The sequence below is a fragment of the Paenibacillus sp. FSL L8-0663 genome (assembly GCF_038008125.1).
Lineage (GTDB): Bacteria > Bacillota > Bacilli > Paenibacillales > Paenibacillaceae > Paenibacillus > Paenibacillus polymyxa_D.
In genome coordinates this window covers 2,372,410-2,385,290 of the sequence record NZ_JBBOYM010000001.1, presented here as the reverse complement: position 1 = coordinate 2,385,290, position 12,881 = coordinate 2,372,410, and the positions used below count along the sequence as shown (strand labels likewise).

Below are 12,881 nucleotides of genomic sequence, written 5' to 3'. Positions count from 1 at the left end.
AATACACTAAACCAACACTGAGAAAGGAGGGATGTCATGTCTAATAAGTTTAGAGCCACCTTAAGGGGGGCTAATGAAGTGCCTCCTGTCAGAACAAATGCGACAGGAACAGCCGAATTTCGTTACCGTCCAACGAGCCAACAATTAAGCTTTGAACTGACTGTACGCAATATCTCACGGGTAACCGAAGCGCATATTCATCTGGGACGAAGAGGTGAAAATGGCCCTGTTGTTGCTACACTGTTTGGTCCTTCGAAGTTTGGAATAACCGTTAGAAGAGGCGTCGTTAGCGGCGTGCTCCGTGCATGTGATCTTACCGGTCCACTCAGAGGCAGAACCATTTATGATTTGGTGTGCCAAATTAGAGAGGGTAATGCCTACGTCAATGTCCACACGATCCGTCATCCGAATGGTGCTATTCGTGGACAAATTAGACGCGCACCTATCAAACGTTGCAAATAACGAATAATCATGAGTATAAAAAAGAACTTCCATACCACTCATTTTGAGGCTATGGAAGTTCTTTTCTTAATTCAGGATTTTTGCAAAATCCTCAATTCTTAACAAAAGTTAAGAAGTTCATAAGCGTTTCTTAAGCCGTTCCCTTTAGGGTTGTTAAGAACTTTATCTTTTAATAGAAAGAGTTCAACAAGATACAGTTCACTCCTGAAAGGAAATGAAGCTTATGAAGCCTACGACCAAAGAAAAAATTCCCGAATTGCAGTTGGTCAGAGCCATGGCGATTTTAGCCGTCTTGATGGTACATGCCACTTCTTATGCAACGGTTCAGCTTACAAATTCCAGCCTATATGTTGTATACAATGCGCTCAATGTGTTGATGAAGTATGGAACCCCCGTATTTATCGCGCTTAGCAGCATGGTACTGTTCTACAACTACAAGGATCGTCCAATGGGACGACAGTTCTTAAGTCGCTTTTATAAGCAGAGATTGCTGTATATTCTCTTACCTTACGTCATGTTCTCCCTATTTTATTTCTTCCTGTCTCTTATGGCTAGCAGCTCCGAACCATGGAATATAGCCACACTTGCGAAAAGCTTTGCTCTGAAGCTGGCGACAGGCAAAGCGTATACCCATTTATATTATATTTTTATCATGATGCAATTCTATCTTGCATTTCCATTCGTACTGTGGCTGTTCCAGCGATATCGGCAACTTCCACAATGGTCTATTGTCCTTGGGCTGTTGCTACAGTGGTCATTTGTAATTGGCAATAAATTTCTATTTCAGGTGCAAAATAAGGGCAGTTGGGCACTGTCTTATGTAGCCTGTTACATGCTGGGTGCTGCTCTAGGTTATTACTACCCACAGCTGAAAACGTGGTTTCTGATGCGTAAGGGGCAACGAAGTGTTGCCGGAGTGCTGACATGGATCACAATTTGGGCTTTATGGCTGATTTCAGCCACCATGCATGTCTATATGTGGTGCGAAAATAGAATGTACGGAATCTCGTATAATTCGCTAGTTTTCGAACTTATGTATAATATGTACAGCCTGTCCAGCACGCTGGTAATACTACAGATTTCCTTTTTAATGTATAGACGACAACATTCCTTTGTCACTCGCAAGCTGGAACGTCTGGGCACACTGTCCTTTGGTGTGTATCTGATTCATCCGTTTTTCCTGCTTCTGTATCGGCAGTTTTCACCACATATCGGTTCTCCGCAGCTTATTCATGTGTGGTACGCTGGAGGTTTTTTCTTTGCACTTCTTTGCTCTTGGCTCGTCGTGTCTACCATCTCCCGTTTCCTACCATTTGCTTGGATCCTGTTCGGTCAACTACCGGGAATAGAAAAAAGACAATTCAAGCAAGAAAACCGTATTTCTTCAACTGAAACAGCACTATCCAAAGGCTGACGTCCCCAAGCAAGCGAACTGAGAAGAGTGTCCATAGCCTCCATCTTTAAAAAAGTATATAATACGCCATATTGTATACTGCTGGAAAGAACAGAAAGGGTGCACGGGCCATGCATAACGGAACCATTTTATTAGTAGACGATGAGCCTGAAATTATTAAGCTGATGCAAATTTATTTGGAAAATGAAGGATATCGACTGCTTATGGCACGAGACGGACTGGAAGCTCTGGAGCAAATCAGTCGGGAATCGATAGATGTGATGGTGCTTGATGTGATGATGCCCAATATGGACGGGGTTGAAGCTTGCATGAAGATCAGGGAAACCGAGCATTTTCCGATTATTATGTTGTCTGCGAAGGGACAAGATATGGACAAAATCACAGGACTCAGCGTTGGGGCCGATGATTACGTCACTAAGCCGTTCAGCCCGTTGGAACTGGTGGCACGCATTAAATCCCAGCTGCGTAGAGTACGGAAATATACCCATTCCTCCCCTGTATCGGAGCATGAAATGATACTGGATGAACTCTCCATTAATTCTGCTACGCATGAGGTCACTCTCGCCGGAGAATCCATTAAGCTGACCCCACGAGAATTTGCCATTGTCGAGCTGTTGGCCCGTAATCGTGGTCAAGTGCTGAGCATGGAGCAGATCTATGAAAAAGTGTGGAAGGAGCAATATCTGGAATCCAACAACACGCTGATGGTTCATGTGCGTAAAATTCGCGAGAAAATTGAGGCTGATCCGAGAAAACCCAAATATCTAAAAACGGTGTGGGGCATCGGCTACAAAATGGAAAAATTCGATTAATGGAGGATTCACGTCTTGAAGGCAAAACGATATGATACGTTGGGATGGAAGCTGGCAGCCCTTAGCCTTGCCGCTTTCGCTCTAACCGGACTGATTTTGATGGTGTCTTATTATGGAGCATCTTTGCTACTATGGCTGAATCCTTCCCGTTCATTTTTTGGCACCCGTCTGGTTCGCTGGACCGTAAATCACATTGGGTCCCCACTGATCATGCTGGTAGGCGGGCTACCTACATATATTTATTTCTTTTTCCTTTTTACCAAAAATACGATTGGTTACCTTCGCGAAATTACGACGGGGATGCAAGAGTTTGCTGACGGAGACCTGTCCTATACGATTCCTGTTTCTTCAGCGGACGAGCTGGGTACCTTGGCGAAAAATATGAACACCATGGCGGACAAGCTCCGTCTCTTGCTGGAAGAAGAACGGGCTTCTGCCAAGGCCAAAAACGACCTGATCACTGGCGTATCCCATGATCTTCGTACCCCGCTAACATCCGTGATCGGTTTTTTGGAATATATTGAAACCGACCGCTATCGGGATGAAATTGAGCTGCGCTATTATGTGAACATTGCTTATGAAAAGTCATTGACGCTTAAGAAGCTGATCGACGAGCTGTTTGAATACACGCGTGTGAGCGGTGGCAGCCTGCCACTGGAGCTGGAGCCTGTAGATCTCGGCAAATTGCTCACTCAGCTTGCTGAGGAATTTGTACCCTCTCTGGAACAGGCAGACATGTCCTACCGTGTCCGAATCGTCGAGCCTGTTCGGATTCTAGCCGATACCGACGAGATGGTACGCCTGTATGAAAATTTGTTTTCCAACGCTATTCGATACGGAAAAGACGGCAAACGCCTTGATATCACCATAGGACGCGAAGACGACGAGGCGGTGGTAATCTGCACCAACTACGGCACCCCAATTCCTGCGGAAGATGTCCCGTACTTGTTTGAACGGTTTTACCGGGTGGACAAATCACGTTCCAAGGAAACTGGAGGCACCGGGCTGGGCCTTGCGATTACAAAAAGTATTACCGAGCTGCACAATGGCCGCATTTCGGTTAGGAGTAATCGCAGACAAACAGATTTTGAAACCCGTTTTCCCCTCTATCATGCTCGTTAGGCGGTCTACACGCTAGCCCACTAACAACGTATAGACGATACCTGGCCCGTGTACACCGATCGTCAAATCATTTTCAATATCCGACGAGCGGCTTGGTCCAGTAATAAAATGAATGCCTGCAGGCAGTTGCTCACGCCCGACTTCGTCAAAGCGGCTTAGAATCTCGCCCAGTCGTGTTCGCAAGCGCTCTACTGGCAGAAGAATGATCAGTGCGGTTGGCAAAAGGCTGACCGCACGGCCTTTCTCCGGCGAGGATAGCACCGCTACCGAGCCGGTGTAAGCAGCCGCTTCGTCGGCGATGACGATGCCGATATCCGCCTCAGCGGCGCGGGCCTTCCAATCCTCGACTGGATCGGTGTTCCACACCGATAAACGGACTTGCGGCAGTGCCGATTCCAGCTGGAGCGCATCCAGGTCCGGCTCATTCTGCCGGACGATATAGGCCGCTCCCAGCTCTCTCGCTTTGCACGCGATCCAGTCTGCGGTCTGCTCCAAATTCGGCAGACGCACGACATGCCCGCCAACACTTGTAAAGTTAGCGGTGAACTCCTCGATGCGCCGCTCCGCACTCCATTCGAATTCGTACCAAAATGCAGGTGCCCCGCGAAACGGCTGAACTGGCGGCTCCGTCTGTCGTGGACGCTTGAGCCGCGTCGCGATGCCGTCCATAAAGCGTACCTGCTTGGCACGGGATTCTTCTTCCATTTGATGAAGCCACGCTTCATGGGCCGCTTTTGCTTGCGCAGAAGGATTACTATGCTCACTCATGCTGCGTCCCTCCTTTACTTCTATCTGCCAAAATCTTCTCCATTCGGCTGAGAACATCCGGCTGCATCACGTTGCGTTCCTGCTCCAGCTTATGCTCCAGCGTGTTCCATTGCTGACGGAAGGATTTTTTCGCCAGAGAGGGAGCCACACGGTACGTATTCCAGCCTTTTAACGGACCCAGTTTCAAGGTAATTTCACCTTTACGGACGATCGCTTTCTGGGCGATCTGCCCTAGCCGAATCGCCACTGCGAATCGCTTCGAGTTGGAAACCACGGTCGCAAAACCTTTCATCCCTGCCGTTTCCAGCTTATCTCCTTGTCCCGCCTCAACCTTGCGTCTGCGCAAATATACCAGCATATCATGCAGCGGTATTTTGACCGGACAGGCTTCATAGCACGCACCACACAGACTGGACGCACTCGCAATATCGTTCCACTCTTCAATGTTGCTATGAAGGGCAGGCGTAAGCACCGCACCGATAGGGCCACTATATGTCCCGCCATACGCGTGCCCGCCAATGTGTCGGTACACCGGACAGGCATTCAGGCAAGCACCACAGCGAATGCAATTCAGCAACTCTTGAAACTCGGGATTGCCCAGCTGTAGTGAACGTCCGTTATCTACGATGATGATGTGCATTTCGTCAGGCCCATCGGCATCTTGGCTGCGCCGAGGGCCTGAAATACCAGACATATACATGGTCAGCTTCTGCCCCGTAGCGGATCGTGGCAATAATGTAGCCATCACCTCCAAATCCGTCCAGGATGGAATAATCCGCTCCATGCCCATCAGCGTAATTTGGGTTTTGGGCAGAGTGGATACCATCCGTGCGTTCCCTTCATTTTCAAACAGGACCATGGAGCCTGTCTCGGCGATGGCAAAATTACAGCCCGTCATGCCAATATCCGCTTCTAGAAACTTCTCACGCAGCTTTTTGCGGACAAAGCCCGCCAAAATCGTCGTATCCGCGGACAGTTTCTCACCTGCTTCTTGGGATAACAGTTCGGCAATCTGAAAGCGGTTTTTGTGAATCGCCGGAATGACGATATGAGACGGGGGCTCTCCTGCCAGTTGAATAATATATTCACCGAGGTCACTTTCAATCGTCTCGATATCCGCACCCTCTAGCGCCTGATTCAAATGTAACTCCTCCGACACCATCGACTTGGATTTGACGACGGAACGGGCTTGGCTATGTGCAGCAATATCCAGGGTAATACGTACGGCATCGGCTGCTGTATCGGCAAAATGGATTTGCACCCCGTTGGCACGGGCATTTTCTACAAATAGATTTAAGTAATAGTCCAGATGGGCAATGGTATGCAGACGAATTTGACGGCCCCGTTCACGCCATTCTTCCCAATTTCCGTGTTGCTCTAAAGCCACCTGCTTTCCGTTACGCAAACGCTCTGTAGTGAAACGAACTGCATTCCGCAGAAAATCATCATTTAGGGCCAGCTCTGCACGTTTTTTGACCTTTTGGTTCATGGAATGTGTGTGTACGACGGTCATGCGTGCTTCACCCCTTCGTACAGCAGCTCAGCCAGATGCATGACCCGAACTGGCTCCTCCCGATACCGAAGATTTCCGGCAATGTTCATCAAGCAGGCCATATCTAGTCCGACCAGTACCTCGGCTTCGGTCTCCCTGATATGGTCCACTTTTTCAGTCACCATCGCTCCCGAAATATCTGGCATTTTCACCGCGAAAGTCCCACCAAAGCCACAGCAGTCCTCAGCAAAGGGAAGTGGTACTAATTGCAGTCCCTTTACACTGCCAAGCATCTTCATCGGTTCCTCCTTCACGCCGAGCAAACGTGTGCCATGGCAAGACGGATGATAGGTTACTGTATGCGGAAAAGACGCGCCCACATCGGTCACGCCAAGCACCTGTACCATAAATTGCGTAAACTCATACGTCTTTTGTTCCAGCCTCCGTGCTGAATCGAGCCATTCGGGCTCATCCTTAAACAACTCCGGGTAATGATGAATCATATATGTACAGGAACCGGAAGGAGATACGACAAAATCGCTGTCGTTAAACGCTTTCAGAATTGTTTTGGCAGCAACCCTCGTTTCATCCCAATAGCCGCTGTTATAGGACGGCTGTCCGCAGCATGTCTGTACCTTCGGAAAATCCAGCTGAACACCATATCTGGAAAGCAAGCGTGCCATCGCTTCCCCCACCTTGGGATAAATCGCATCACTCAGGCAAGTAATAAATAAGGATACCTTCATACGGAACACCCCTTACGTCTATGGAATAGCTATTACTTTATAGAGGATACCAGCGGATCGGTTCATTTGAATCTGGAGAAGCGTCAGCGTTTGCCTAAAAGCTTTCCAAAGGAAAGCTCTCTACGTAAGCATAAGCTTGCAGTGGGATTCTCACCTAAACGTGTTTTACATCATCAAAGAATCCCACTGCAACAGCGAGCGTAAGAGCAAATGAAACGCGGAGCGACACTCTCCACCTCGACATTTTTAAATTCACACAACCGTAACTGGAATAGCCTGCTCCGCAAGTTGACTGCGAATCGGATCCGACAACCTCGAATCCGTAATAATCTCGGATACCTGCGACAGGTTCACGACATGCGTAAACGCCTGTTGCCCAAATTTGCTCGCATCGGCCAGTAAAATCACACGGTCTGCAATGCTGACCATTTTCTGCTTCAAACGAGCTTGCAGTTCATTCGATTCACTAATACCGCGATCCAGATGAACCCCCTGGCTGGAGAAAAACAATTTATCCACATAATAGGTTTCCAGGGAGCGCTCTGCGAGCGGGCCTACAAATGACAGCGAGCGTTGAAGCAACTGCCCCCCCGTCGAAATGACCTCGATTTTTTCTTTACCCGCCAGCTCTGTAGCTACCCGAATCGAATTCGTTAATATCGTCAAAGGAATATCCGGTAAACTTGAGGCCATATACCAGGCGGTTGTGCTGGCATCCAGCAAAATACGATCATTCGGCTGAATCTGCTTAACCGCTTCTTCGGCAATTCTGCGCTTTTCCTCTGCGTTCATAATTTCCCGTACCGCATAGGGCGTTTCAGGCTGCTCGTTTTTGACACTTACCGCTCCCCCATGCGAACGGCGCAGTCGTCCCGCCTGCTCCAGACGGTCCAGATCACGACGAATCGTTTCCTCCGTTACTTTGCACAACTCACTCAATTCGGACACTCGTATGCTTCCTTTTTCATTCACGAGCTGCACAATCATCTCATATCTTTCTGCGACCAGCATGGCAATCTCACTCCACATCTTTAATGTACAAAAAGTCCCGCTACCCGCCGGAATTGCCCATAGGCATCCTCCCACGCTTCTGACTCGGCAGGCTCATATTCCTCCACGGAAATAGAATTCGCGATGACCCGGCGGGCTTCCCATATATCGGCGAACTTTCCCTGTGTCATCCATTGTACCGCAAGATTGCCGATTGCGCTCGCTTCTGCAGGTCCCGCCCACACTGGTTTTTGAATCGAATTGGCCGTCCATTGGCACAACAAGCGATTTTGAATCCCTCCTCCGACCATATGTAAACCATTAAACCGTTGTCCTGACACCTGTTCTGTAAGCTCCAAAATGTAACGGTACTTTAACGCCAGACTCTCCAAAATACAACGCGTGATTTCTCCCGGCGTCTCGGGCAATGGCTGTCGGGTATTGCGGCAATATTGGCGAATTCGTGTTTTCATATCCCCGGCGTGCAGAAATAATTCATCGTCCGGATCAATCAAAGAAGTGAATGCTGGAGCCTGTTCTGCCATATGAACCAGTTCAGGGAAGGAATAGGAGTACCCCTGCCGTTCCCACTCCCTACGCGCCTCCTGTAAAATCCATAAGCCCATGATGTTTTTAAGCAGCCTGTAAGTTCGACTGACCCCACCTTCGTTCGTAAAATTAAAACGAAGCGTATCGTCATTGATTACAGGCTGTGCCGTTTCCGTTCCCATCAGGGACCATGTTCCACAGCTCAAGTACGCAAACGAGCGCTCCAGCGCAGGCACGGCAGCCACAGCAGATCCCGTATCGTGCTCTGCTACTGCAATCACAGGAATCGCTCCAATGCCCAAATCGTTCATAACCGACGAGCGGATCGTTCCTGCAACATTTCCTGGCTCCAGCACCTCACCAAACCAGGAATGAGGAATGTTGATTCCAGACAAAAGCTCATCATCCCATTTTTGCTGCATCGGATTATATAATTGCGTGCTGGTCGCATTGGAAAACTCATTGTACATTTCACCTGTCAGAAAATACCGTAGCAGATCTGGAGTCATCAAGAAATGCTTTGCCTGCTCCAGCAACGGTGAACTCGCATTTCGCATAGCAGCCAGCTGATAAATGGTATTAAACGTCAAAAACTGAATGCCTGTGCGCTGGAAAATAAACTCTTTTCCCAGCCGTTCCTGTACTTCTTCCATTACCCCATGGGTGTGCCAATCCCGATAATGATAAGGGTTGCCCAGCAGTTCTCCGGTTTCTCCGATCAGTCCAAAATCGACCGCCCAGGAGTCAATCGCCAGGCTGGATGGATTCATTCCCCTATGCTTGGCTTTGATCAATCCTTGCTGAACCTCGTGATACAGACGCAACAGATCCCAGTGCAGATGTTCCCCAACCTTGACCGGATCATTCGAAAAGCGATGGATTTCCTCCACCACTATACGTGAATCCGTCAATTCTCCGAGTAGAACCCTGCCACTGCTTGCCCCCAAATCATAAGCGAGGATACTCACCAGCTTGCACCACCCTTGCCTCTTTGCAAAATCTGCGTGCCATACTCAGACGCTAAGTAAGCTTTCATCGGGTCTGCTGGTAAGCCTTGCTCTTCACGGATCGCTCTGAGCAATGGTGCCACATCAAACTCAAACGCTTGTCGCACAGCATCCTCCGCACCCAGCACATTCTGGCGGCTCGATGCTTCCTCCACTTCTGCATGATTAATTAGGAGCGCTTTCGCATATTGAGTCTGCACATTCAGCACCGAACGAATCATCGCCGGAATTTTTTGCTCAATATTGTGCGACTGATCGATCAAATAAGCAATTTTGTCCACCGTATGCCGAATATCTTTATCCACATCCTGAGCCGCATTTAAAATTTGATAAAAAATCAAGAACAGTTCATACGGATTCGCGGAGCCCACGATCAGATCATCATCCGCATATTTGTAGCTATTAAAATGAAAACCACCTAATCGCTTCTCATCAATTAGAAACGCCACAATATGCTCCACGTTGGCTCCCGGCAGATGATGCCCAGTATCCACCAGCACCTGTGCCTGCGGCCCCAGCTTGGTTGCGTAATTATACGCCATGCCCCAATCGGCAATATCCGTATGATAAAAGGCTGGCTCGAACGCCTTGTATTCAATCAGCATGCGCATGTCAGATGTGAGCGCCTTATACATTTCACTGAGCGCTTCCAGCATCCAATTTTTCCGTTTGCGAATGTCCCCCTGACCGGGATAATTCGTTCCGTCTGCGAACCATAAGCTAAAGTCGTTCGAGCCCGTTTCCTTCGCAATATCTACGCATTCTAGCAAATGGTTGATGGCCTTGCGGCGGATGGCCGGGTCTACATTGGTGACACTGCCGAGCATGTAGTCCTCGTCTTGAAACAGATTAGGATTCACGGCCCCAATCCGCAGACCGAGGCTTTCCGCATGACTGCGAAGCTTGCCGTAATTGTCTACTTTATCCCACGGAATGTGAATGGCAACGGATGGACATAAGCCTGTCACGGCATGAACCTGCGCCGCATCCTCTAACTTTTCGAACGGATCACGCGGCACGCCCGTTTTCTGAAAGACTTTAAATCGTGTACCTGAGTCGCCATATCCCCAGGATGGTGTTTCTATGCTAAGCGATTTCAGCTTTGCCTTTACTCGCTCCAGGTCAATGCCTCGTTGTTGCTGTTGTTCCTCGAATAAGGCGTACGCTTTGTCACTCATCATGGTTCCTCCTTGGAAAAATGAAGTGAGTTATGGGAGATCGCTTCGCGTACGGATTGTTCTTCCGATCGCTCCGCTGCTGACCACCCATAAAGTCACTTCTATTTTTAAAGTGTTAGTGTGTGTATAACATGTGGCTTGGATTAGTGAAATAGATTAGTACATTAAATTAGTTCGTTATAATCCTAGTGTTGAGCCGTTGAAATGAGTCTATCGCTTACCCAGGTTCATTTTAATTCGGCTAGCGTGTAAAGGCAGCGGGGACGCCGCCGTCGATGGTCAGCATACAACCTGTCGTTTTCTCTGCCTTGGATGAGGCGAAAAAGGCAATGCCCTCAGCGATATCCTGCGGGTAAATATTGACCAGCAGCGTCGTCCGTTTGCGGTAATGCTCCTCCAGCTGGTCGGGCTCAATGCCGTAGGCAGTGGCGCGTTCATTACGCCAGTTGGAGTTCCAGATTGCCGAGCCTTGCAGAATGGCATCCGGCAAAATGGTGTTCACACGGATACCATATTCACCACCTTCTGCGGCAATACAACGGGCTAAGTGCGCTTCCAGCGCCTTGACCGAGCTGTAGGCCGTTACATTTTTACCTGCGTAGACCGAGTTTTTGGAGCCGACGAACACCATGCTGCCGCCAAGTGTCTGCTCCTTCATGAGCTTGAACGCTTCTCGTGCAACCAGAAAATAACCCGTTCCCAGCACATTCACATTTAAATTCCATTCCTTTAACGATGTTTCATCGAACGGACTGGATGTAGCAAGGCCTGCATTGTTGACGATGATATCTACACCGCCATAGGTCAATGCCGTTTCTGCATAGGCAGCCTGAATTTGCTCCTCCTGCGTCACATCCATTTTTACGGCAATGGTACAGTTTTCTCCGTAGCTACTATTGATCTCTGCGGCTACCTTTTGCGCGCCTTCCAGATTCAGGTCTGCCAGTACGACATGTGCGCCTTCATCCACCAAACGACGTGCGGTTGCACTGCCAATTCCGCCTGCACCACCTGTAATGAACGCAATTTTACGGGAAAATTCAACTTCTGCTGGCGCGAGTGACAGCTTATAAAGCTCCAGCGGCCAATATTCCACGTTATATGACTCGTTCTCACTGAGTGAAACAAACTCTCCTAACGTCGTTGCCCCTCGCATAACAGCGATAGCCCGATGATACAAGGCGCCGCTTACCTGCGCATTGCTCCAGCTTTTACCTGTGTTGATCATACCAACACCCGGAACCAAAATTACACGTGGCGCAGCCTCAAACATAACATCCCCTTCAAGCCGATTGCGCTCGAAATAAGCTTGATACTGCTCCTTATAAGCTGCTATACCCTCGGCAAGCTTAACTTTCAAGCCCTCTACATCCTCCACATCCGGTGTCCAATCTACATAGAGTGGCTTCATCTTGGTATGGACCAGATGATCCGGGCACGCAGCCCCGACCTGGGATAAAGCAGCAGAATCCCGGCCGTTCACAAACTCCAACACATCTTCCGCGTCATCAAAGGTTAAAATCATCTTTTTCTCATCACTGACCGCTCCCCGAATCGACGGCATAACTTGAGATGCAATGCTTCGGCGTTCCCAAAAAGTAAGCGCTTTATATTTTGTTCCTCCAAACGCCTGATTTTCCTCTTGACGGGCTTTAATATAGCTTTCTGCTTCTTGGATGATTTCGATCGTTTTGGCATAAGCCGCTTCGGATGTGTCTCCCCACGTAACCAGACCATGCTTTTCCATCAATACCAATTCAGCTTGTGGATGATCGAGTACACCTTGGGCAATCATTTTCGACAGCTTAAATCCAGGACGGATATAAGGCACCCATACAAAACGGTCACCGAAAATTTCCTTAGCGATTTCCTTACCGTTGTGCGCACAGCACAAGCTAATAATCGCGTCCGGGTGCGTATGATCGACATGTCTAAAAGGCAGAAAAGCATGTAATAGCGTCTCAATTGAAGCCCGTGGATGCTTGGCATCTATCATACAGTTCGCCAAATATGCGACCATATCCTCGTCAGACATATCTTCTCTTTCAAATAAAGGACGAATATCCTCCATACGAAGTCCTGTGAAGTTATGCGTTTTTATTGTTGCGAGATCGGAACCGCTGCCCTTGACGTACATCACTTCTACTTCACGCCCGCGAAAATCTGGTATCGTCGTTTTGGCCGAAGTATTACCGCCTCCCCAATTGCACACACTCCTCTCTGTACCAATCAGGTTAGAACGGTATACGAGCTGTTCCAGCATGCTTTTCTGCTCAGACGCTTGTGAAGAAATCCACAGACTTTGTACCATAGGAAAAAGACCTCCAAGTTTAGTTTTAGT

Annotated in this window: 11 protein-coding genes; 4 read left to right on the top strand and 7 right to left on the bottom strand. The window is 48.6% G+C overall.

All coding sequences use genetic code 11. The features are described 5' to 3' along the window. The first annotated feature begins 36 nt into the window (after positions 1-36). From MKY75_RS10970 to MKY75_RS10955, 4 genes are all read left to right on the top strand, one after another. The gene (locus tag MKY75_RS10970; protein ID WP_023988435.1) at positions 37-462 is read left to right on the top strand and encodes a CHRD domain-containing protein; all 426 of its coding nucleotides are present in this window, start codon (positions 37-39) and stop codon (positions 460-462) included. Positions 463-685: 223 nt separating this feature from the next. Beyond that, positions 686-1,876, top strand: coding sequence for an acyltransferase (locus MKY75_RS10965; RefSeq protein ID WP_069012374.1), 1,191 nt, complete (start codon positions 686-688; stop codon positions 1,874-1,876). 110 nt (positions 1,877-1,986) lie between these two features. Beyond that, positions 1,987-2,688 carry a response regulator transcription factor gene (locus tag MKY75_RS10960; protein ID WP_029518444.1) on the top strand — a complete coding sequence of 234 codons (702 nt, stop codon included), beginning with the start codon at positions 1,987-1,989 and terminating at the stop codon, positions 2,686-2,688. 15 nt (positions 2,689-2,703) lie between these two features. Beyond that, a complete protein-coding gene (locus tag MKY75_RS10955) occupies positions 2,704-3,810 on the top strand; it encodes a HAMP domain-containing sensor histidine kinase (RefSeq protein ID WP_165150818.1) in 1,107 nt (368 codons plus the stop codon). Positions 3,811-3,822: 12 nt separating this feature from the next. Here the strand turns inward: MKY75_RS10955 and MKY75_RS10950 are convergent, their stop codons facing one another. The 7 genes from MKY75_RS10950 to MKY75_RS10920 form a co-directional block, all read right to left on the bottom strand. Continuing rightward, the gene (locus MKY75_RS10950; RefSeq protein ID WP_340885256.1) at positions 3,823-4,578 is read right to left on the bottom strand and encodes a LutC/YkgG family protein; all 756 of its coding nucleotides are present in this window, start codon (positions 4,576-4,578) and stop codon (positions 3,823-3,825) included. Next, the gene (locus MKY75_RS10945) at positions 4,571-6,091 is read right to left on the bottom strand and encodes a LutB/LldF family L-lactate oxidation iron-sulfur protein (protein ID WP_340885254.1); all 1,521 of its coding nucleotides are present in this window, start codon (positions 6,089-6,091) and stop codon (positions 4,571-4,573) included. The genes MKY75_RS10950 and MKY75_RS10945 overlap by 8 nt, the downstream gene beginning before the upstream one ends. Further along, on the bottom strand, positions 6,088-6,816 hold the full coding sequence (locus tag MKY75_RS10940; protein WP_039275138.1) for a (Fe-S)-binding protein: 729 nt from the start codon (positions 6,814-6,816) through the stop codon (positions 6,088-6,090). The genes MKY75_RS10945 and MKY75_RS10940 overlap by 4 nt, the downstream gene beginning before the upstream one ends. 252 nt (positions 6,817-7,068) lie before the next feature. Further along, complete coding sequence (locus tag MKY75_RS10935) at positions 7,069-7,827, bottom strand: DeoR/GlpR family DNA-binding transcription regulator (RefSeq protein WP_029518449.1); 759 nt, start codon at positions 7,825-7,827, stop codon at positions 7,069-7,071. Positions 7,828-7,847: 20 nt separating this feature from the next. After that, on the bottom strand, positions 7,848-9,323 hold the full coding sequence (gene rhaB / locus MKY75_RS10930; RefSeq protein ID WP_340885251.1) for a rhamnulokinase: 1,476 nt from the start codon (positions 9,321-9,323) through the stop codon (positions 7,848-7,850). After that, the gene (gene rhaI / locus MKY75_RS10925; protein WP_340885249.1) at positions 9,320-10,540 is read right to left on the bottom strand and encodes an L-rhamnose isomerase; all 1,221 of its coding nucleotides are present in this window, start codon (positions 10,538-10,540) and stop codon (positions 9,320-9,322) included. Before rhaI ends, rhaB begins: the two co-directional genes overlap by 4 nt. A 241-nt stretch (positions 10,541-10,781) precedes the next feature. Beyond that, on the bottom strand, positions 10,782-12,851 hold the full coding sequence (locus MKY75_RS10920; RefSeq protein ID WP_340885246.1) for a bifunctional aldolase/short-chain dehydrogenase: 2,070 nt from the start codon (positions 12,849-12,851) through the stop codon (positions 10,782-10,784). Between the last annotated feature and the right edge of the window lie 30 nt (positions 12,852-12,881).

Bases quoted from the DNA above. Each gene is read 5' to 3' on its own strand.
- MKY75_RS10970 (WP_023988435.1), top strand. From the start codon at position 37: ATGTCTAATAAGTTTAGAGCCACCTTAAGGGGGGCTAATGAAGTGCCT.
- MKY75_RS10965 (WP_069012374.1), top strand. From the start codon at position 686: ATGAAGCCTACGACCAAAGAAAAAATTCCCGAATTGCAGTTGGTCAGA.
- MKY75_RS10960 (WP_029518444.1), top strand. From the start codon at position 1,987: ATGCATAACGGAACCATTTTATTAGTAGACGATGAGCCTGAAATTATT.
- MKY75_RS10950 (WP_340885256.1), bottom strand. From the start codon at position 4,578: ATGAGTGAGCATAGTAATCCTTCTGCGCAAGCAAAAGCGGCCCATGAA.
- MKY75_RS10945 (WP_340885254.1), bottom strand. From the start codon at position 6,091: ATGACCGTCGTACACACACATTCCATGAACCAAAAGGTCAAAAAACGT.
- MKY75_RS10940 (WP_039275138.1), bottom strand. From the start codon at position 6,816: ATGAAGGTATCCTTATTTATTACTTGCCTGAGTGATGCGATTTATCCC.
- MKY75_RS10935 (WP_029518449.1), bottom strand. From the start codon at position 7,827: ATGCTGGTCGCAGAAAGATATGAGATGATTGTGCAGCTCGTGAATGAA.
- rhaI (WP_340885249.1), bottom strand. From the start codon at position 10,540: ATGAGTGACAAAGCGTACGCCTTATTCGAGGAACAACAGCAACAACGA.
- MKY75_RS10920 (WP_340885246.1), bottom strand. From the start codon at position 12,851: ATGGTACAAAGTCTGTGGATTTCTTCACAAGCGTCTGAGCAGAAAAGC.